Annotated in this window: 18 protein-coding genes; 15 read left to right on the top strand and 3 right to left on the bottom strand. The window is 65.4% G+C overall.

Features of this window, described 5'->3' with window-relative positions:
• Positions 1–32 precede the first annotated feature (32 nt).
• The 9 genes from NNX35_RS10895 to nrdR all read left to right on the top strand — a co-directional run bounded on the left by NNX35_RS10895 (position 33) and on the right by nrdR (position 10,377).
• A complete protein-coding gene (locus NNX35_RS10895; protein ID WP_255867767.1) occupies positions 33–791 on the top strand; it encodes a YggS family pyridoxal phosphate-dependent enzyme in 759 nt (252 codons plus the stop codon).
• A 106-nt stretch (positions 792–897) separates the two neighbouring features.
• Complete coding sequence (locus tag NNX35_RS10890; protein ID WP_227922587.1) at positions 898–1,428, top strand: cell division protein SepF; 531 nt, start codon at positions 898–900, stop codon at positions 1,426–1,428.
• Positions 1,429–1,491: 63 nt separating this feature from the next.
• Positions 1,492–1,782, top strand: a complete 291-nt coding sequence (locus NNX35_RS10885; RefSeq protein WP_227922585.1) for a YggT family protein — start codon at positions 1,492–1,494, stop codon at positions 1,780–1,782.
• A gap of 156 nt (positions 1,783–1,938) precedes the next feature.
• Complete coding sequence (locus tag NNX35_RS10880) at positions 1,939–2,601, top strand: DivIVA domain-containing protein (RefSeq protein ID WP_255765819.1); 663 nt, start codon at positions 1,939–1,941, stop codon at positions 2,599–2,601.
• 252 nt (positions 2,602–2,853) lie between these two features.
• On the top strand, positions 2,854–3,447 hold the full coding sequence (gene lspA, locus NNX35_RS10875; RefSeq protein ID WP_255863266.1) for a signal peptidase II: 594 nt from the start codon (positions 2,854–2,856) through the stop codon (positions 3,445–3,447).
• Positions 3,444–4,379, top strand: a complete 936-nt coding sequence (locus tag NNX35_RS10870; RefSeq protein ID WP_255867766.1) for an RluA family pseudouridine synthase — start codon at positions 3,444–3,446, stop codon at positions 4,377–4,379. Before lspA ends, NNX35_RS10870 begins: the two co-directional genes overlap by 4 nt.
• 85 nt (positions 4,380–4,464) lie before the next feature.
• Positions 4,465–8,004, top strand: coding sequence for a DNA polymerase III subunit alpha (gene dnaE / locus NNX35_RS10865; RefSeq protein ID WP_255765822.1), 3,540 nt, complete (start codon positions 4,465–4,467; stop codon positions 8,002–8,004).
• Between the two features lie 84 nt (positions 8,005–8,088).
• Positions 8,089–9,438, top strand: coding sequence for a histidinol dehydrogenase (gene hisD, locus NNX35_RS10860; protein ID WP_255867765.1), 1,350 nt, complete (start codon positions 8,089–8,091; stop codon positions 9,436–9,438).
• 438 nt (positions 9,439–9,876) lie between these two features.
• Complete coding sequence (gene nrdR / locus NNX35_RS10855; RefSeq protein ID WP_230026531.1) at positions 9,877–10,377, top strand: transcriptional regulator NrdR; 501 nt, start codon at positions 9,877–9,879, stop codon at positions 10,375–10,377.
• Positions 10,378–10,491: 114 nt separating this feature from the next.
• On the opposite strand, the gene ppgK is transcribed toward nrdR, so the two are convergent.
• Positions 10,492–11,295 carry a polyphosphate--glucose phosphotransferase gene (gene ppgK, locus NNX35_RS10850; protein ID WP_255765825.1) on the bottom strand — a complete coding sequence of 268 codons (804 nt, stop codon included), beginning with the start codon at positions 11,293–11,295 and terminating at the stop codon, positions 10,492–10,494.
• 37 nt (positions 11,296–11,332) lie between these two features.
• Positions 11,333–12,211 (bottom strand): type I methionyl aminopeptidase, encoded by an 879-nt coding sequence (map, locus tag NNX35_RS10845; protein WP_255867764.1) that lies wholly within the window; start codon positions 12,209–12,211, stop codon positions 11,333–11,335.
• 136 nt (positions 12,212–12,347) lie between these two features.
• Between map and NNX35_RS10840 the strand changes: the two genes are divergently transcribed.
• A complete protein-coding gene (locus NNX35_RS10840) occupies positions 12,348–12,509 on the top strand; it encodes an SPOR domain-containing protein (protein WP_229952289.1) in 162 nt (53 codons plus the stop codon).
• Between the two features lie 58 nt (positions 12,510–12,567).
• Here the strand turns inward: NNX35_RS10840 and panB are convergent, their stop codons facing one another.
• Entirely contained in the window at positions 12,568–13,434 is an 867-nt protein-coding gene (gene panB, locus NNX35_RS10835; protein ID WP_255765827.1) for a 3-methyl-2-oxobutanoate hydroxymethyltransferase, read from the bottom strand.
• Between the two features lie 152 nt (positions 13,435–13,586).
• Between panB and NNX35_RS10830 the strand changes: the two genes are divergently transcribed.
• The 5 genes from NNX35_RS10830 (at position 13,587) to NNX35_RS10810 (ending at position 20,983) form a co-directional block, all read left to right on the top strand.
• Positions 13,587–14,927 (top strand): glutamine synthetase family protein, encoded by a 1,341-nt coding sequence (locus tag NNX35_RS10830; RefSeq protein WP_255765828.1) that lies wholly within the window; start codon positions 13,587–13,589, stop codon positions 14,925–14,927.
• Between the two features lie 16 nt (positions 14,928–14,943).
• Positions 14,944–17,958, top strand: a complete 3,015-nt coding sequence (locus tag NNX35_RS10825) for a bifunctional [glutamine synthetase] adenylyltransferase/[glutamine synthetase]-adenylyl-L-tyrosine phosphorylase (protein WP_255867763.1) — start codon at positions 14,944–14,946, stop codon at positions 17,956–17,958.
• A gap of 110 nt (positions 17,959–18,068) precedes the next feature.
• Entirely contained in the window at positions 18,069–19,529 is a 1,461-nt protein-coding gene (locus tag NNX35_RS10820; protein WP_255867762.1) for an amino acid ABC transporter substrate-binding protein/permease, read from the top strand.
• Positions 19,526–20,254, top strand: a complete 729-nt coding sequence (locus NNX35_RS10815) for an amino acid ABC transporter ATP-binding protein (RefSeq protein ID WP_255867761.1) — start codon at positions 19,526–19,528, stop codon at positions 20,252–20,254. Before NNX35_RS10820 ends, NNX35_RS10815 begins: the two co-directional genes overlap by 4 nt.
• Before the next feature lie 54 nt (positions 20,255–20,308).
• On the top strand, positions 20,309–20,983 hold the full coding sequence (locus tag NNX35_RS10810; RefSeq protein WP_255867760.1) for an NUDIX hydrolase: 675 nt from the start codon (positions 20,309–20,311) through the stop codon (positions 20,981–20,983).
• Positions 20,984–20,990: the final 7 nt, after the last annotated feature.

Here is a 20,990-nt window from a genome sequence, read left to right as displayed (position 1 = left end):
AAGGCCGGCGGGCCGGAGATAATGGAAAGACCATGACTTCAATATCCGAATATCCCACCCGCGCCGATGAGCTGCGGGACAGGCTGCAGCGCGTCCGGAACCGCATCGCGGCAGCCGAGCGCCCCGCCGGTGCCGAAGAACCGCACCTGATTGTGGTCACCAAGTATTTCCCCGCCTCCGACGTCGGGATCCTTGCCGGACTGGGAGTCCGGGACGTGGGCGAGAACAAGGACCAGGAGGCCGCCGCAAAGGCCGCTGACCTGGCGCACCTGGACCTGGACTGGCACTTCATCGGCCAGCTGCAGTCCAATAAGGCAAAGTCCGTGGTGCGCTACGCCGCCTCCGTCCACTCGGTGGACCGCCGTTCCCTGGTGGCTGCCCTGGGCAAGGCGATGGCAGCAGAGCAGCGGCGCCGTGAATCCGCAGGGCTGGTGCCACGTGGGGACCTGTCCTGCTTCCTGCAGGTGGACCTGCGGGACGACGCCGCACGGGCTGCGGATCCGGGCCGAGGGGGAGCACTGCCCGGGGATCTGCCGCTTCTGGCCGAGTCCGTTGCCGGTACTCCCGGGCTGCTCCTGTCCGGGCTGATGGCCGTTGCGCCGCTCGGCGCGGATGCCGGGGAGGCCTTCGCCCGCCTCCGGGAACTTTCGGGGCAGCTGCAGGCGCAGCACCCAGGGGCGCGAAGCATCTCCGCCGGCATGAGCTCGGACCTCGAGGCCGCCGTCGCACACGGGGCGACACACCTGAGAATCGGGTCCGATGTTCTGGGCCCGCGCCCGCCGGTACGGTAGCGTCAAAGTACGAACACCATACAGCCGCCGCGCAGCACCCTGCAGTACCGTGCAGTAACAGTACAGTAATGGGCAGCTAGGCGTTGAAGGATTAAGAGGAGCAACCATGGCTGGCGCAATGCGCAGGACAATGATCTACCTTGGGCTCGCCGACGGTGACGAGCACTACGAGTCCGAACAGCGGCACCTGCGGGAAGCCCCTGCCCGGGAGGAAGACTTTGCTCCCGTCCATGAGCCCGATGAGGAAGCGCCGGAGGCGGTTCCTGCCCCCGTCGTACGAAATGCAGTGGAGGAGTACCGCGCACCCGTGACACCCATCAAGCGTGCCCCGTCGTCCCGTGAGGATGTGTCCGGCCTGCGCCAGATCACCACGGTCCACCCCCGGTCCTACAACGATGCCAAGATCATCGGTGAGAGCTTCCGTGACGGCATCCCCGTCATCATGAACGTCACCGATATGGGAGAAGCGGACGCCAAGCGCCTCGTTGATTTCTCCGCGGGCCTCGTTTTCGGCCTCCGCGGTAGCATTGAGCGTGTCACCAACAAGGTCTTCCTGCTTTCGCCGTCCTACGTTGAGGTTTTGGGCGACGACAAGAAGATCAGCGAATCACAGTCCACTTTCTTCAACCAGAGCTAGCCCAAGGCCCGCACCGACGGGCCGCAGGGGCTGCTGACCGACTTCGGAAATGAAACCCTGCGCGTGAATATCATTCTTCCCCTGGTGTACTTGGTGCTGGTTCTCTTCCAGCTCGCCCTCATCCTGCGGATCGTGTACGACGCCGTGCAGATGTTTGCCCGGCAGTGGCGGCCAAAGGGACCGGCACTCGTGCTCGCTACCGGCGTATATGGTGTTACCGACCCGCCCGTCCGGCTGTTCAGGCGCATCATCCCGCCGTTGCGGCTTGGGGGAGTGGCCCTGGACCTGGCTTTCCTGGTCCTGTTTATCCTCGTATCGATCCTCACGCAGATTGTCGTCGGCGTCGCGCGCTAGCGTTCCGCGCCTCAGGGGTCCGGTTAGTTTTCGGAAACCAAACGATATAGTGTGAAACCGAATACAACCCTGCATTTTTGTATGTCCGTAATTCTCTACGTAGAACCGCCTGCTTGACTCGCAGGCGAATCTTATAATCCAGTATGAGGTGACCAGATGGCTCTGACGCCAGAAGATGTTGTCAACAAGCGGTTCCAGCCGACCAAGTTCCGGGAAGGCTATGACCAGGATGAAGTCGATGACTTCCTCGACGAGATCGTGGTGGAACTGCGCCGGCTGAACTCCGAAAACGAAGACCTCCGCAGCCAGCTGGCTGCGGCCGCAGCCGGTGGGTCCACCGCTTCGGCGAACTCGGTTCCGGCTCCCGTAGCCGCTGCACCGAAGATCGAAAAGGTTCCGGAAGAGCCCAAGCCCGAGCCTGAGGTTGAAGCTCCGGTCGTAGAAGAGCGCCCGGCACCCGTCGAGGCCAAGCCGGAGCCCGTCGCGGCTCCCGCGGCCAACAACACGGAGACCGCTGCGGGCATCCTGGCCATGGCCCAGAAGATGCACGACGACTATGTCGGTGCCGGTATTGAGCAGCGCGACAAGATCATCGCCGAAGCGCAGATCGAGGCCAGCGGCCTCGTCACCGACGCCCAGGAGAAGAGCCGCAAGATCCTCAGCACCCTGGAGCAGCAGAAGGCAGTCCTGGAGCGCAAGGTCGAGCAGCTGCGCGGCTTCGAGCGGGACTACCGTTCGCGCCTGAAGGCTTACATCGAAGGCCAGCTGCGCGATCTGGATGCACGCGGTTCCGTAGCTTCGGAAACCGCCGACGCGTAATTGCCTCGGACACGGCGCTCCTGGAGGATCGGTTAAACTGATGTACAGGCAGCAGCCGGCATTCCAGAAGTCGAGTTATTGAAGAAGCTGAACAATGCAGAAGTTAAGCAACGTATTAGCTGAATGAAACCTAAGGGCCGGAGGCCGGGTCACCCCGGCCGACGGCCCTTACGTTTTTATGCACGAACATTCGATTCACCGCGCAGTTCAGTCGGCGCCTGATTCCCCCGGCATTCCGATCACGAAAGCACCATGACTCCTTCCTCACCGCAGACCCCGGACAACACGGGAGCCGGACGCAGCCGTGCCCGCAGGGGCAAGCCTGCTCTCATCATGCTTGCTGTGGCGGTCGTCGCCGTTATCGCCGACCAGCTCACGAAACTGTGGGTGGTCAGCACCATGGCCGAGGGCCAGATAACCGATGTCCTGCCCCCGATCCTGCGTTGGCACTTCATCCGCAATCCCGGTGCAGCGTTTTCGATCGGCACCGACTACACGTGGGTCTTCACGATCATCATGGTGCTTGTGTCCGGTTTCCTGGCCTACCTGATGTTCCGGGTCCGTTCCCTGGCCTGGGCCACGGCCCTGGGTTTGGTGCTCGGCGGTGCGCTGGGCAACCTGACCGACCGGCTCTTCCGGGAACCGTCCTTCGGCCAGGGCCATGTCGTGGACTTCATCGCCTTCCCGAACTTCGCGATTTTCAACATCGCCGATTCCTGCGTGGTCTCCGGCGTGATCCTGGTCTGCCTGCTCACGCTGCGGGGAATCGGTTTGGACGGCGTACGCACGCCGTCCGGCAAGACAGTAACGACAGACCAGCGTAATGACGACGAGGCAACACGATGAATGAGCTCCACGCAGTTTTTGCAGTCCCCGAGGAAGCCGACGGCAAGCGGGCCGACGCCGTAGTGGCAGGCCTGCTTGACGTCTCCCGTTCCGTCGCCGCCACCTGGTGCACGGACGGCTACTTCAGTTCCAACGGCAAGGTGCTGACGAAATCGGACAAGCTGCACGCCGGGCAGGAAATCACCGCGGACGTCCCGGAGCAGCGGGACCCGCTGTCCGTCGTCGTCGAGCCGGTTGACGACCTGCTGATCCTGGCCGATGACGAGCACTTCGTCGTCATCGACAAGCCGGTAGGCGTGGCCGCGCATCCCTCACCCGGCTGGGTGGGGCCAACGGTGGTCGGGGCGCTGGCCGCTGCCGGCTACCGGATCTCCACGTCAGGCGCCCCCGAGCGGCAGGGCATTGTCCACCGGCTCGACGTCGGCACCTCCGGGGTCATGGTGGTTGCCAAGACCGAGCACGCCTACACCCTCCTGAAGCAGGCGTTCAAGGACCGCACCGTGGACAAGATGTACCACGCAGTGGTCCAGGGGCTGCCCGACCCGCTCAAGGGCACCATCGACGCTCCGATCGGCAGGCATCCCGGCTACGACTGGCGTTTCGCCGTCGTTGAGGGCGGCCGGCCGTCGGTGACGCATTACGAGGTGCTGGAAGCCTTTGGCAAGGCCTCGCTGGTGGAGGTGCACCTGGAGACGGGCCGCACCCACCAGATCCGCGTTCACTTCTCGGCCCTGCGCCATCCCTGCGCCGGCGACCTGACCTACGGTGCGGATGCAAAGCTGGCCGCAGAGCTTGGCCTGACCCGGCAGTGGCTGCACGCCCGGAAACTGGGCTTCACCCACCCGGGCTCGGGGGAGTACGTGGAGTTCACCAGTGAGTACCCGCAGGACCTGCAGTACGCTGTCGACGCGCTGCGCAGCGGCGAGGTCTAGGCCCGCTGGAGAGCCGCGGCACACCGGCTTCCGGCCCGGCGCGGCGGCGTCCGACGCGCCGCGGGCCGGGGCCTAGAATGTACAGGTGGCTTCTGCAACTAGTACGTCGAAATCGTTTGTCCATCTTCACAACCACACCGAATATTCGATGCTCGACGGGGCTGCCCGGCTGACGGATCTGTTCAGCCACGCCGACGAGCTGGGCATGAACGCCCTGGCAACCACCGACCACGGTTTCGTGTTCGGCGCCTTCGACTTCTGGAACAAGGCCCGCGGTGCCGGCATCAAGCCGATCATCGGTGTGGAGGCCTACCTGACGCCCGGTACGGCACGCAGGGACAAGACCCGCGTGAAGTGGGGCGACGGCGGCAGGAACGACGTTTCCGGTGCCGGTGCCTACACCCACATGACTATGTGGGCCGAGAACACCGAGGGCATGCACAACCTCTTCCGGATGTCCTCCCTGGCCTCGCTGGAAGGCTACCTCTACAAGCCCCGCATGGACCGGGACCTGCTGCAGACCTACGGCAAGGGGCTGATCGCCACCACCGGCTGCCCCTCCGGCGAAGTCCAGACCAAGCTGCGCCTGGGGCTGTACCGGGAAGCCGTCCAGGCGGCATCGGACTTCCGTGACATCTTCGGACGGGAAAACTTCTTCTGCGAGCTGATGGACCACGGGCTGGACATCGAGCGCAACGTGCAGGCGGACCTGATCAAACTGGCCCGCGAGCTGCAGCTGCCCCTGGTGGCCACCAATGACCTGCACTACACCCACGCCGAAGACGCCTCCGCGCATGCGGCGCTGCTGTGCGTGCAGTCCGGCTCCTCGCTGGCCGACCCCAAGCGCTTCAAGTTCGACGCCGACGAGTTCTACCTCAAGTCCCCGGACGAAATGCGGGCCATTTTCCGCGACCATCCGGACGCCTGCGACAACACCCTGCTCATCGCCGAGCGCTGCGACGTCGAATTCAACACCAAAGCCAACTACATGCCGCGCTTCCCGACTCCGGAGGGTGAGAACGAGGAGTCCTGGTTCGTCAAGGAAGTCGAAGCCGGACTGCATCGCCGCTACCCGAACGGGATCAGCGACGCCGTGCGCAAGCGCGCCGACTACGAAGTGGGCATCATCGCCCAGATGGGCTTCCCGGGCTACTTCCTCGTGGTGGCAGACTTCATCAACTGGGCCAAGGAAAACGGAATCCGCGTCGGCCCCGGCCGCGGCTCCGGTGCCGGCTCAATGGCCGCCTACGCGATGGGCATCACCGACCTGGACCCGCTGCAGCACGGCCTGATCTTCGAGCGCTTCCTGAACCCGGACCGCGTCTCCATGCCTGACTTCGACGTCGACTTCGATGATCGGCGCCGCTCCGAAGTGATCCACTACGTCACAGAGAAGTACGGCGACGAGCGCGTTGCCATGATCGTTACCTACGGCACCATCAAAGCCAAGCAGGCCCTGAAGGACTCCTCCCGCGTGATGGGCTACCCCTTCTCGGTCGGAGAACGCCTTACCAAGGCGATGCCGCCGGACGTGATGGGCAAAGGCCTGTCCCTGGCCGACGTGCACAACAAGGAAGCCAAGCGCTACGGCGAGGCCGAGGAGCTGCGCGAGCTGCTGCGCACCGACCCCGATTCCCAGCGTGTGTTCGATACCGCGCTGGGCCTTGAAGGCCTTAAGCGCCAGTGGGGCGTGCATGCCGCCGGCGTGATCATGTCCTCCGATCCGCTGATCGACATCATCCCGATCATGCGCCGCGAACAGGACGGGCAGGTGATCACGCAGTTCGATTACCCCACCTGCGAAGGCCTGGGGCTCATCAAGATGGACTTCCTCGGCCTTCGAAACCTGACGATCGTCTCCGACGCGGTGGAGAACATCAAGAACAACCGCGGCGAGGACCTGGTCCTGGAAGACCTGCCGCTGGATTTGAAGGAAGCCTACGACCTCCTTGCCAGCGGTGACACGCTGGGTGTGTTCCAGCTCGACGGCGGGCCAATGCGGTCGCTGCTCAAGAGCATGCGTCCGGATAACTTTGAAGATATCTCCGCTGTCATTGCCCTGTACCGCCCGGGTCCCATGGGCGCGAACTCACACACGAACTACGCCCTGCGCAAGACCGGCCAGCAGGAAATCACCCCGATCCACCCGGAGCTCGAGGAACCGCTCGCGGAAATCCTGAACACCACCTACGGCCTGATTGTGTATCAGGAGCAGGTTATGGCCATCGCCCAGAAGGTGGCAGGCTTCAGCCTGGGCCAGGCAGATATTCTCCGCCGTGCCATGGGCAAGAAGAAGAAATCGGAGCTGGATAAGCAGTACGCCGGCTTCCACCAGGGCATGGTGGACCGCGGCTACTCCGAAGCGGCCATCAAGGCGCTCTGGGACATCCTGCTCCCATTCTCCGACTACGCCTTCAACAAGGCGCACTCCGCGGCCTACGGCGTCGTCTCCTACTGGACCGCCTACCTGAAGGCCCAGTATCCGGCCGAGTACATGGCGGCCCTGCTCACCTCCGTGGGCGATGACAAGGACAAGCTGGCGCTGTACCTGAACGAGTGCCGCAAGATGGGCATCACGGTCCTGCCGCCGGACGTGAACGAATCCTCGGTGAACTTCACCCCTGTCGGCAAGGACATCCGCTTCGGCATGGGCGCCATCCGCAACGTCGGTGCCAACGTGGTGCAGGCCATGGTCGCCGCCCGTGAGGAGAAGGGCGCGTACACCAACTTCAAGGACTTCCTGATGAAGGTTCCGGCGGTGGTCTGCAACAAGCGCACCATCGAGTCCCTGATCAAGGCGGGTGCCTTCGACTCGATGGGCCATGCCCGGCGTCCGCTGGCGATGATCCACGAAGAAGCGATCGACTCCGTGGTGGTGCTCAAACGCAACGAGGCCGTGGGGCAGTTCGACCTCTTCGCCGCCATTTCCGACCAGGAACCGGAGGACTCGATCAGCATCGATATTCCGGACCTTCCGGAGTGGGAGAAGAAGGACAAGCTGTCCTTCGAACGCGACATGCTCGGCCTCTACGTCTCGGACCACCCGCTGCAGGGCCTGGAGGGCATCCTCAGCCAGCACGCCGACTCGTCGATCACCAACATTGTCGGAGAGGAAGGCCCGCCCGACGGCGCGATCGTCACCATCGCGGGCATGATCACCTCGCTCCAGCGGCGTATTGCCAAGAACAGCGGCAATGCGTACGCCCGCTGCGAGATCGAGGACCTCGCCGGTTCCATGGAAGTGATGTTCTTCGGGCAGGTCTACGGTCCCATTGCCGCCGTGCTGGCCGAGGACCTGATTGTGGTGGTCCGCGGCCGGCTGCAGCGGCGCGACGACGGCGCCGTCACGCTGAACGCGCAGGAACTCACGGTCCCCGACCTCAGCGAGGGTCATTCCGGGCCTGTGGTGATTTCCATGGCCACCTACAAGGCCACCGAGACCGTGGTCTCCCAGCTCGGCGACGTACTGCGGACGCACCCGGGTACCTCCGAGGTGCAGATCCGGCTCAACGGCTCCCGCACGGTGGAAGTAATGAAGCTGGGCGTGGACATGCGGGTGAACCCCACTCCGTCGCTGTTCGGTGACCTGAAGGTGCTGCTCGGCCCGGCCTGCCTGGACGGCTAGGCCCGGCCGGGCGCCCGGCGTCCATTGCTGCGTCCGGCGACATATTCGCCGCAGGCCGTGAACGGTGCTGGGTAGAATGATGGTGTGAATTCATCCAGCCCCGCAGCAGCCTTTGATTCCTTCCGCACGATTGACCTGCGCGGGCAGCATCTCAGTCCCGCTGAGCTGAAGGCTGCCATGCCGCGGGCCGAAACCACGTTCGACGCGGCGTCGGACGCCGTCTCCGCCATCATTACCGATGTCCGTACGCGGGGCTTTACCGCATTGACGGAACTGGCCCAGCGCTTCGACGGCGTGGACCAGCACGAGGTCCGGGTGCCGGCGGCCGCGCTCGACTCGGCGCTCGAGCAGTTGGACCCCGCCGTGCGGGCCGCCCTGGAAACAGCTATCCAGCGGACCCGGATCTTTGCCCGGGCCCAGCGCCCTGCCGATGCCGAGGTGGAAATCCGTCCCGGTGCGGTCCTGACGCATAAATGGATGCCCGTCTCCCGCGTTGGGCTTTATGTTCCGGGCGGACTGGCGGTATATCCGTCTTCCGTGGTCATGAACGTGGTGCCTGCCCAGGAGGCGGGCGTCGCTTCCCTGGCCCTGGCCTCTCCGCCGCAGAAGGAATTCGGCGGACTGCCGCACCCCACCATCCTTGCCGCCGCCAAGCTGCTGGGTATTGACGAGGTCTACGCTGTGGGCGGCGCCCAGGCCATTGCCGCGTTTGCCTACGGTGTTCCTGCGGACGACGCCAATGCCGCCGTCCTGCCCGTAGACGTGGTGACCGGACCCGGCAACGTTTTCGTGGCGACTGCCAAGCGCCTGGTCAAGGGCGTGGTCGGCATTGATTCCGAGGCGGGTCCCACCGAGATCATGGTCCTGGCGGACGAGACGGGCGATGCCCGGCTGGTCGCTGCGGACCTGGTCAGCCAGGCCGAACATGATCCCAATGCCGGATCCGTCCTGGTCACTGCGTCGGAGCAGCTCGCCGGGAAGGTCCGGGAGGAACTGGAGCGCCAGGTCGCGGAGACCAAGCACAGCGAACGCGTGCGCACGGCTCTCTCCGGCGCCCAGTCCGGGGTGATCCTGGTTGACGGGCTGGAGCAGGGCATTGCCGTCTGCGACGCCTACGCCGCCGAACACCTCGAAATCCAGACGGCCGACGCCGAGGCCGTGGCAGCGCGGGTCCGAAGCGCCGGTGCCATTTTCGTAGGGGACTACAGTCCCGTCAGCCTGGGCGATTACTGCGCCGGTTCCAACCACGTGCTGCCCACCGGCGGCACGGCGGCTTTTTCCTCCGGGCTGAACGTCACCACCTTCATGCGTGCCATCCAGGTGGTCAACTACAACCGTGAAGCGCTGGAAGAAGTGAGCGCCGATATCGTGGCCCTCTCGCGGGCGGAAGACCTGCCGGCCCACGGCGACGCCGTCAGCATCCGCTTCGAATAGCACGCGGGCCAGGGTTTGGCCCGCTTCGGCTCCGGAGCGCTTCGGCGCCCGGAACGGCGGCAACGAAATCCCTTGCTCGCAGAGTTCGCCGGGAGACTAAAGCCGCCTAACCCGGGCGCCTGCGCGCTCCGGGCCCGTGGTTTCCCTTCGGTTGGTCCTGATCCCTTCGGTTTGTGCTGATCCCTGCGCCGCGCGAAGCAGGGATTGCCACAAACCGCAGGGATTGCGACAGCCCGCGGGGTTTTTCCTCAACGGGAGGGATTCGGCCCCGGCCCGGGGCCCGGCGCGCCCCGGACCCGCTCGCTTCGCAGTCCGGCACGCGGAGCTACCTACATGTAGTAATGCCGGCACTACATGTTGTGGTTATGCACTTGGTGATGCGGCAGGGCGGGCCCTATAGTGAGAGCACCATAAGGCCCCTTCGCGAAAGGACGGGATATGTACTGTCCGTTTTGCCGCAACGCTGATTCCCGCGTCGTGGACAGCCGCCTGGCTGACGACGGCTCTGCGATCCGCCGGCGCCGGCAGTGCCCGCAGTGCGGGCGCCGTTTCTCCACAGTGGAAACCACCAGCCTGAGCGTCATCAAGCGCTCCGGGGTCGGCGAGCCCTTCAGCCGCAGCAAGGTGATCAACGGCGTGCGCAAAGCCTGCCAGGGCCGGCCCGTGAGCGAAGACGACCTCGCCATGCTGGCCCAGGAAGTGGAGGAATCCATCCGGGCCAGCGGGGTAGCAGAGATCGATGCCCACGAGGTGGGGCTGGCCATCCTCACTCCGCTGCAGAAGCTGGACCAGGTGGCGTACCTGCGTTTTGCCAGCGTCTACCAGTCCTTCGACTCCCTCGAGGACTTCGAGACCGCCATCGAGAAGCTGCGGACCGAGGCCCGGGAAAATTCGGGACGAGTCCCGAGCGGTGCCCAGCGCCCGCTCACCGCGCAGTAAAAGGCCCTTCGCAGCAAGAAAGAGCCCTCGCAGTAAAAGAGCCTGCGCAGTAAATGGATCCAGGCATAGCAAAAGCGGCGGAAGGAACCCTTCCGCCGCTTTTTGGTGTAACTGCTACTTGATGTATTTGAAGTGCATGGCTGCCTGCAGCGCGGCGCCGACAATGCCGGCGTTGTTCTTGAGGTTGGCCGTGACCATCGGAGTCCGCAGTTCGAGCATCGGCAGGAAGTCCTCGCTGCGCTTGGAGATGCCGCCGCCGATCACGAACAGGTCGGGGGAGAAGAGGAACTCCACATGCGAGAAGTAGCGCTGCAGCCGCTGGGCGTACTCTTCCCAGCCGATCCCGTCGCGTTCCCGGGCGGAGGCGGAAGCCTTCGTTTCGGCGTCGTGCCCGTCGATTTCCAGGTGGCCGAGCTCGGCGTTGGGAACCAGCATGCCCTTGTAGATCAGGGCCGAACCGATTCCGGTGCCCAGGGTGATCACGAGGACGGTGCCGTCCACTTCACGGCCTGCACCGTAGCGGGCCTCCGCGAGTCCCGCGGCGTCGGCGTCGTTCATGACCTGCACGTCGCGGCCGAGGGCCTTGGTGAGCAGTGTGTCGACGTCGGTGTCTATCCAGCTCTTATCCACGTTTGCCGCGGAACGGGCAATGCCGTGCTGGATGATGGCCGGGAAGGTGACGCCCACCGGGACGTCGGGGCCGGGGCCGCCGGGACGGGAGGACAGCTCCTCGACGATCTGGCTCACCACTCCGGCCACGGCCTCGGGTGTCGCAGGCTGCGGGGTGGGAATGCGGAAACGATCGCCAATCAGCTTGCCCTTGGACAGGTCGACGATGCCGCCCTTGATGCCCGTGCCCCCGATATCAATTCCAATGACGGCGTCGACGTGCTTGTCGGACTTATGCTTCTTGGCCATGGTTCTCCAGTAGTAGTTCTGAGCTCGGGTCGGCGGATCAGGGAAGGGTCAGAACTTCGGCGCCGTCATCAGTGACGAGCAAGGTGTGCTCGAACTGCGCGGTGCGTTTGCGGTCCTTGGTGAGGACTGTCCAGTTGTCATCCCACATGTCCCACTCGATGGTGCCGAGAGTGAGCATAGGTTCAATCGTAAACACCATTCCCGGTTCCATCAGCCTGCTGTAGGCGGGCGCGGCGTCGTAATGCGGAATGATCAGGCCGGTGTGGAAGGCTTCGCCGACGCCGTGGCCGGTGAAGTCACGGACAACACCGTAGCCGAAACGCTTGGCGTAGGACTCGATGGTACGGCCGATGACATTGATTTCCCGGCCCGGGGCGACGGCCTTGATGGCCCGGCGCAGGGATTCCTGGGTGCGCTCCACCAGCAGCCGGGACTCGTCGTCGACGTCTCCGACGAGGAAGGTCCAGTTGGTGTCGCCGTGGACGCCGTTGATGTAGGCGGTGATATCGATGTTGATGATGTCGCCGTCCTGCAGCACCGTGGTGTCCGGAATGCCGTGGCAGATGACCTCGTTCACGGAGGAGCACAGGGACTTCGGGAATCCGCGGTAGCCCAGCGTTGAGGGGTAGGCATTGGAGTCCAGCAGGAACTGGTGGCCGATCCGGTCCAGCTCGTCGGTGGTGACGCCGGGAGCGATGTGCCGGCCGACCTCAACGATGGCCTGCGCGGCAATCCGGCTGGCGATCCGGATCTTCTCGATGGTTTCCGCGGACTTGACCTCGGACCCGGTGAACGGTGCGGGTGCTTCCCTGTCCACGTATTCGGGGCGGGGGATCGACGACGGAACCCGGAGCCGGGGGCTCACGCTCCCCGGCGTCAGGTGTCCAGCAGGTGCAGTGGCAAGTTTCTGGGGCATACCATCGATCTTATCGCCAGCGTGCCCGACGGCGGGACGAGACGGCCGGCAGGGCAGGTCCGATCCGTGCACAAAGCACACGCACGGGATACGCAAGGCATAAGCAAGTTCCAAGGCACGTCAACAGGAGGACCCCATGGCCGATTACTGGTTCAACGTAGTGACCCACGAGGTGGAGGAGGGCCCGCAGTCGGACTGGACAAAGCTGCTGGGACCGTACCCCACCCGCGAGGAAGCCGAGCTCGCGCTGCAGAAGGTGCAGGCACGGAACAAGGCCTGGGACGCCGACGAAGACTAGGAGCTGCGCCGCCTAGGGGCTGTTTCCCTAGGCGCTGCATCTCTTAGAAGCTGTGCCCCTAGAAGCTGTGTTCCGGGCCGGGGAAGGAACCGCTGCGTACCTCGGCGGCGTATTCCTTCGCCGCCCGGGACAGCTCGGTGCGCAGGTCCGCGAACGCCTTGACGAAACGCGGCTGCTTCCCGCCGCGCAGGCCGGCCATGTCCTGCCAGACCAGCACCTGCCCGGTGGTGGCGTTGCCGGCGCCGATCCCGATGGTCGGTACCCTCACCGCGGCGTCGACCTCCGCGGCGACGTCGGCGGGCACCATTTCCATCAACACGCAGAACGCCCCGGCCTCCGCGAGGGCGACGGCGTCCTGCACCACTGCGGCTCCCGCATCGCCGCGGCCCTGCACCTTGTAGCCGCCGAGCGCGTGCTCGGCCTGCGGAGTGAAGCCCACATGCGCCATGACCGGAATGCCTGCCGCCGTCATGGCACGGACATGGTCAACGTAATGCCGCCCGCCTTCCATCTTCACCGCATGGACCAGGCCTTCCTTCATGAGCCGCACCGAAGACTCGATGGCCTGGGCGGGGGAAACCTCATAGGAACCGAACGGAAGGTCGCAGACCACCAGCGAGTGGCTGGCTCCGGCCGTGACGGACCGCGCGAAGACGATCATCTCGTCCATGGTGATCGGCAGGGTGGTGGCGTGGCCCATCACGTTGTTCGCGGCCGAATCGCCCACCAGCAGCACCTCGATGCCGGCTTCGTCGAAAATGCCGGCGGCGTACTGGTCATAAGCGGTCAGCATGGCGAACCGGCCGCCGTTGTCCTTCAACTGCTGCAGGTGCGAGATGCGGATTTTCTTCAGCGCCGGAGCTTCAGGAACGGAGGGGTCCGCGGGATTGGCGGCGTACGGGGAGGGCTGTTCGGCACTGGTCATGCTTCGAGCCTACTAAACAACGCACCGCGGGGACCCGCCCGGCGGATTCGTTGCGGGGGATACCCGCGGGCTGCCGACCAAATCCTGCACACGTAGGTAGAGTGAAGAAGGTTTCACATGTCTCTGAGCCGTGTAGAGGAAAGAAGGTAAGGATGAACCGCCAGCAGGAATTCGTTCTGCGCACCATCGAGGAGCGCGATGTCCGGTTTGTGCGGTTGTGGTTTACCGACGTCGTCGGCCAGCTGAAGTCCGTGGCGCTGGCGCCGGCGGAAGTGGAAGGCGCCTTCGAGGAAGGCCTGGGCTTTGACGGTTCCTCGGTCGAGGGCCTGGCCCGGATCTTCGAGTCGGACCTGCTGGCCCAGCCCGACCCCTCCACCTTCCAGATCCTGCCCTGGCGCGGCGACGAGGAGCAGACCTCGCGGATGTTCTGCGACATCCTCACCCCGGACGGCCAGCCGTCGGCTGCCGACCCGCGGAACGTGCTCAAGCGCCAGCTGGCGAAGGCCGCGGACATGGGCTTCACCTGCTACACCCACCCCGAGATCGAGTTCTACCTGCTGAAGTCCGATGAACTCGGCGAAGACGGCCAGCCCGTTCCCGTGGACCAGGCCGGCTACTTCGACCACGTCCCGGGCGGCGTGGCGCAGGACTTCCGCCGCACGGCCGTGTCCATGCTTGAAGCAGTGGGCATCTCCGTGGAGTTCAGCCATCACGAGGCCGGGCCGGGGCAGAACGAGATCGACCTGCGCTATGCCGATGCCCTGCAGACCGCGGACAACATCATGACCTTCCGCACAGTGGTCAAGGAAGTCGCCTTGATGACCAACTGCTACGCGAGCTTCATGCCCAAACCCTTCTCGCATCATCCCGGTTCCGGCATGCACACCCACTTCTCCCTCTTTGAGGGCGACAGCAACGCCTTCTTCCAGGCCGGTGCCGAGTTCCAGCTCTCCACCACCGCACGCCAGTTCATGGCGGGCATCCTGCGGCACGCCCCGGAATTCACGGCCGTCACCAACCAGTTCGTGAACTCCTACAAGCGGCTTTGGGGCGGCGGTGAAGCCCCGAGCTACCTGTCCTGGGGCCACAACAACCGGTCCGCGCTGGTGCGGGTGCCGTTGTACAAGCCGAACAAGGGCCAGTCGGCACGCATCGAATACCGCGGCATCGACGCCGCCGCCAACCCGTACCTGTCCTACGCCGTCCTGCTCGGGGCCGGGCTGAAGGGCATTGAAGAGGGCTATGACCTGCCCCCCGGCGCCGAGGACGACATCGAGAGCCTGAGCGCCGCCGAACGCAGGGCCATGGGCCACGACCCGCTGCCGGCGTCCCTGCATGACGCCGTGCGTGTCATGGAGGAGTCCGAGCTGGTGGCCGACATCCTGGGCGAGCAGGTCTTCGAGAACTTCCTGCGGAACAAGCGTGCGGACTGGAACGAATACCGCCAGCAGGTGACCAGGTTCGAGCTGCAGAAGAACCTGGGCATCCTCTAGGAAAGGGCCGGCACCGATGAGCCTGACTCGACGGCTGATCGCCACGGGTTTCCGCGACCTGGAAAAAAGCACGCGGTTCCTGGCGGCTTCGGAGCTTGAGGGCATCGATGAGGACGCACTGTTCGCGGGGTTCAACTGCGCGGCGGATCCGGACCTGGCACTGCAGTCGCTGGTTCGGCTGATCGGCCGTGCCCCGGAGCTGGTGGAACTGGTCAACGGCGGCGCCGAGCGGAGCGAAGCCCTGTTCCGGCTCCTGGGGGCCTCCGATGCCCTGGCGGAGTTCCTGATGCGGCACCCCGGGGATGTCGGAGTGCTGCGCCGCGAGCTGCGCGCCGAACCGGGCAGCACCGATGAACCCACCCTGCGGGCCTCACTGCTGGACGCCGTGCATGCGGGCAGCGGCGCAGCGCCCGTGGCCGGCCTGACGGGCATCGAAGCCTACGTGGCGCTGCGGTCCCGGTACCGCCGGCACCTGCTGGACCTTGCCGTGCGGGACCTTGGTGCGGCGTCGCCCACTGACTTCCTGCCTGCGGCTGGACGCGAACTCGCCGACCTGGCCGGCGCGGCCCTGGAAGCTGCGCTGGCGGTCTCCCGGGCGGAGCTGACGGCAAACTATCCGGCCGAAGAGATCTCCGCTGTACGCCTGGCCGTCATCGGGATGGGCAAGGCCGGCGCGCGGGAACTGAACTACATCTCCGACGTGGACGTCATCTACGTGATCGAAGCCTCCGGCCTGCCGGAAGAGCGGGCCTCCGCCATCGGCACGGCGCTGGCCGCCGGGATTTCCCGCGCCATCAACGCTTCGGCACCGGAGCCCCCGCTTTGGGAGGTGGATACGAACCTGCGCCCCGAGGGCAAGGACGGCCCGCTGGTGCGCACGCTGGACTCGCATCTGAACTACTACCAGCGCTGGGCGCACAGCTGGGAGTTCCAGGCGCTCCTGAAGGCCCGCGCCATGGCAGGGGACAGGGACCTGGGCCGGCGCTACGAAGAAGCCGTCGCACCCTTGATCTGGAGCAGTTCCGAGCGGGACGGATTCGTGGAATCGGTGCAGGCCATGCGCCGCAGGGTCACCGACAACATTCCGGCCCACGAAGAGGCGCGGCAGCTGAAGCTGGGCAGCGGCGGACTGCGAGACGTCGAATTCACGGTCCAGCTGCTGCAGCTGGTGCACGGCCGGATCGATGAATCCCTCCGGGTGCGCACCACTACCGCGGCGATTGCCGCGCTCAGCGACGCCGGGTACATCGGGCGCACCGATGCCCGGGAACTGGACGAGTCCTACCGCTACCTCCGTGTCCTTGAACACCGCATCCAAATGGTCCACATGCGCCGGACCCACCTGATGCCCGAGGGTGAGGCCGCACTGCGGGCCCTGGCCAAGTCCAGCGCGGGATCCCTTTCGCTGGAGCGGCCCAGTGCCGAACGCCTGCGGGAGCAGTGGCAGCGCCGCAAGCGACTGGTACGGCGGCTCCATGAGAGCATCTTCTACCGCCCGCTGCTGAGCACCGCGGCGAACCTCAGCGCGGACGAGGTCCGGCTGACGCCCGAGGCCGCGCAGGCCCGCCTGGCCGCACTCGGCTACGCAGATCCCCGCGGGGCCATGCGCCACATCGAGGCTCTGACCGTGGGGGTCAGCCGCCGTGCCGCGCTGCAGCGGCAGCTCCTCCCGGTGCTGCTGGCGTGGCTGGCCGACGGCGTGGACCCCGACGCCGGCCTGCTGGGTTTCCGGCGGCTCAGCGAAAACCTGGGCGATACGCACTGGTACCTGGGCATGCTGCGCGATTCGTCGGCCGCGGGGGAGCGGCTGTGCTCCATCCTGTCCTCAAGCCGGTTCATTACCGACCTGCTGGAGGTTTCGCCGGAATCCACGTCCTGGCTGGCCTCCGACAAGGAACTGGTGCCGGCGTCGTTTGACACGCAGTGGCAGGAAATCCAGTCAAAGATGTCCCGCCACCCCCATCCCGCGGAGGCGATGCGGCTGATCCGGCTGATCCGCCGGCGGGAGATGCTGCGCATTGCCATCGCCGACAGTGCGGGCCTGCTCAGCCAGCAGGACGTCGGCCGTGCCCTGGCCGATGCTGACCGTGCCGCAGTCCTGGGGGCCCTGCACGTGGCGGAGTCCGAGGTATTCGGCGGCAGCGAGAAGCTCACCGATCTGCTGGTGGTCGCGATGGGGCGGCAGGGCGGACGCGAGATCGGCTACGGTTCCGACGCGGACGTGATGTACGTGCACCGCCCGTTGCCCGGCGCCGACCCGGCCGCAGCGCAGGCGCAGGCCGAGAAGGTCGTCTCCCAGATCTCCACCTTCCTGCAGCAGCCCTGCAGCCCGGCCGTCCAGGCCGAACGCCCGTTGGTTCTCGACGCCGGGCTGCGCCCCGAAGGACGGCAGGGGCCGATGGTACGCAGCCTGGAATCCTACGCCGGCTACTACGAGCGCTGGTCGGTGATCTGGGAGGCACAGGCCCTGCTGCGGGCACGTCCGATGGCCGGCAGCGATGCCCTTGCCGAAGAGTTCATGGCGCTGATCGATCCGGTCCGCTACCCGGATGCGGTTACGGTCAAGGACGTGCGGGAAATCCGCCGGATCAAGGCCAGGGTGGAAGCCGAACGCCTGCCCCGGGGCGCGGATCCCTCCCGCCAGCTCAAACTCGGACGCGGCAGCCTCAGCGACGTCGAGTGGCTGGTCCAGCTGCTCCAGCTGCAGCACGCACACCGGGTGCCGGAGCTGCGGACGACGGCGACACTACCCGCGCTGGACGCGATCGAGGCAGCGGACCTGCTTCCCGCCGTCGACGTCGACACCCTCCGGCAGGCCTGGCTGCTCGCCAGCCGGGTCCGAAGCGCAAATGTGATCCGCGGCGGACGGAACCCCGATGTGCTGCCGTCCTCCCGCCGGGAACTGGACGCCGTGGCCCGCTGGTGCGGTTACGGCGCCGGCCAGGGCGGGGACCTGGAGGAGGACTATCTCAAGCTCACCCGGCACGCCCGGGCCGTTTTCGAACGGTATTTCTACGGATACGGGACCTAGCTCACGTCGCTGACGGCCCAATCGGTTCGTTGCATTGCCACTGCTCTAGGTACGCTCTATGAGGGCATTTGCGGCGTGTGCCGCAGTGATAGAGCTAGGAGACGTTTACTTTGCTTAGTGGCAAACGGGCCTTAAAGGGCCCGGCTAAACTGGCCGTACCGCTGACCACCTTCCTCGCAACCCTGGCTTTGCTGCTGGGGATACCTGCGGCCGGAGCCTATGCAGCGGACGGCGTCGAGGGTGAGACCTTCGTCATCGGCACCGATACCACTTTCGCACCGTTCGAATTCCGTGAAAACGGCGAACTGGTCGGTATCGATATGGACCTTCTCAACGCAATCGCCGAGGAGGAGGGCTTCAATGTCGAAATCCAGTCCCTCGGCTTTGACGCGGCGCTGCAGTCGCTGCAGTCCAACCAGGTGGACGGCGTCATTGCCGGCATGTCCATCACGGATGAGCGCCGGCAGGTCTTCGACTTCTCGGATCCGTACTTCGAGTCCGGCATCCAGATGGCCGTCGCCGAGAACAACAACGACGTCAAGGGGTACGAGGACCTGCGCGGCAAGCGCGTAGCGGTCAAGACCGGCACGGAAGGGCAGACCTTCGCCGAGTCCATCAAGGACCAGTACGGCTTTGAGGTGGTTGCGTTCGCGCAGTCCGCCCAGATGTACGACGACGTCAAGGCCGGCGGCTCCGTGGCCGTGTTTGATGATTACCCCGTGCTTGCCTACGGCGTGGCCTCCGGCAACGGCCTGAAGACCGTCACCGAAAAGGAAGCCGGCAGCTCGTACGGATTCGCCGTGAACAAGGGTGCCAACCCCGAGCTCCTCACCGCCTTCAACGCCGGCCTCGCCGACTTGAAGGAAAGCGGCGAGTACGACGAAATCCTGGATACCTACCTGGAAGCCGGTGCCAAGGACTCAAGCTTCTGGTCCCTCATCACGGACAACGGCCCGGCCTTCGCCAAGGGCATGGGCCTGACCCTGCTGGCAACCGCGCTGTCGTTGCTCTTCGCCCTCGTCCTGGGCGTGTTCTTCGGCTTCCTGAAGGTCGGCTCGTCAAAGATCCTGCGCGGCATCGCCACCGTGTACGTGAGCATCTTCCGCGGCACCCCGGTGCTGGTCCAGGCCTTCTTCTTCTACTTCGGCCTGCCGCAGATCATCGGCCAGCCGGTGGACGTACTTACGGCCGGCGTGCTGACGCTGAGCCTGAACGCCGGCGCCTACATGACCGAGATTGTCCGCGGCGGCATCCAGTCCGTGGATCCCGGCCAGATGGAAGCGGCACGCAGCCTCGGACTGGGCTACGGGAAGACCATGCAGAAGGTCATCATTCCCCAGGCCATCAAGATCATGACGCCTTCCTTCATCAACCAGTTCGTCATTACCTTGAAGGACACCTCCCTGCTTGCGGTTATCGGCTTTGCGGAGCTGACGTACCAGGGCCAGCAGATCTACGCGGTGAACTTCCGTACCGCGGAGGTCCTGATCATCGTGGCGGCCCTGTACTTCATCGTGATTACGCTGCTGACCAAGCTGGCGGACGTCCTGGATAAGAGGTTTAACAAGTGAGCAAGATCCAAACCATCGGACTCCGGAAGTCCTACGGATCCAACGAGGTCCTCAAGGGCCTGGACGTCAGTGTGGCCGAAGGCGAAGTGGTCTGCGTGATCGGCCCCTCCGGTTCCGGCAAGTCCACGTTCCTTCGCTGCCTCAACAAGCTCGAAGACATCACCGGCGGCACGGTGAAAGTCGACGGTTTTGACCTCACCGATCCAAAGGTGAACCTGAACGAGGTGCGCCAGCACATCGGCATGGTCTTCCAGCACTTCAACCTGTTCCCGCACATGAGCGTGCTGGACAACATCATGCTCGCTCCGGTGCAGCTGAAGAAGGCGCCGAAGGCCGAGGTCCGCAAGACCGCGCTGGCACTGCTGGACCGGGTCGGCCTGGCAGACAAGGCCGACGCACGCCCGGCTCAGCTGTCCGGCGGCCAGAAGCAGCGTGTGGCTATTGCCCGCGCGCTGGCCATGCAGCCGGACATCATGCTCTTCGACGAGGCCACCTCCGCCCTCGACCCGGAAATGGTGGGCGAAGTGCTCCAGGTCATCCGTGACCTGGCCCGGGAAGGCATGACCATGGTCGTTGTCACCCACGAAATGGGCTTCGCCCGCGAAGTGGCTGACCGCGTGATCTTCATGGCCGACGGCCACATCGTCGAAGAGAACACCCCGGGCCTGCTCTTCGGCAGCCCCCAGGCCCCGCGCCTGCAGGACTTCCTGGCCAAGGTGCTCTAGCGCTCCACTCGACCCCCGCAGTGGCCGCCGCCGGTATTCGTTATGCTCTTATCAATGAGCGAACTAACCGGTACGGCGGCCACTGTCGTACTGCTGCGGGATTCCGACGCCGGCCCCGAGGTCCTGCTGCTGGAGCGGCCGACCGCGGGCTCCTTCGGCGGTGCCTGGGTCTTTCCCGGCGGCCGGGTGGACCCGGAAGACCGTGTCGAAGGAGAGCCCGAAGCAGAAGCCGCCCGGCGGGCCGGAGTCCGCGAAACCGCGGAAGAGACCGGACTCGCGCTGGACCCTGAGGATCTGGTGCCGCTTTCCTGCTGGATTCCGCCGGAAAACATCCCCCGTCGGTACCAGACATGGTTCTTTGCCGCGAAGGCTCCGGCCGGGGATATTCACCTCAATCCGGGGGAGCTGCTCAACCACGTGTGGCTCTTGCCGGCGGAAGCTCTGGACCGGCACCGCAACGGGCTGATTCAGCTGGTTGCACCGACCTGGGTCACGCTGCACTCCCTGACCTCCGATGCCTCCGCCGGTGCGGCCCTTGCCCGGCTCGCGGATGCCGACCCGGAAACCTTCCGGACCCGCCCCCTCACCGGATACGAGCCCGCGACCGTCCTTGCCTGGGCGGGCGACGAGGAGTACGACGGCGCGGGCGGTGCTTCGGGTGATGCCAGGCCGGCGCGGCACCGGCTCGTGATGGACAAAACCGGGTGGCGCTACGAGCGCACCCGGTAGCCCGTAG

Source organism: Arthrobacter sp. zg-Y844 (assembly GCF_024385465.1).
Classification (GTDB): Bacteria; Actinomycetota; Actinomycetes; order Actinomycetales; family Micrococcaceae; genus Arthrobacter_B.
The sequence above is the reverse complement of the archived record's forward strand: the minus strand, read 5'-3'. Positions and strand labels throughout refer to the sequence as shown.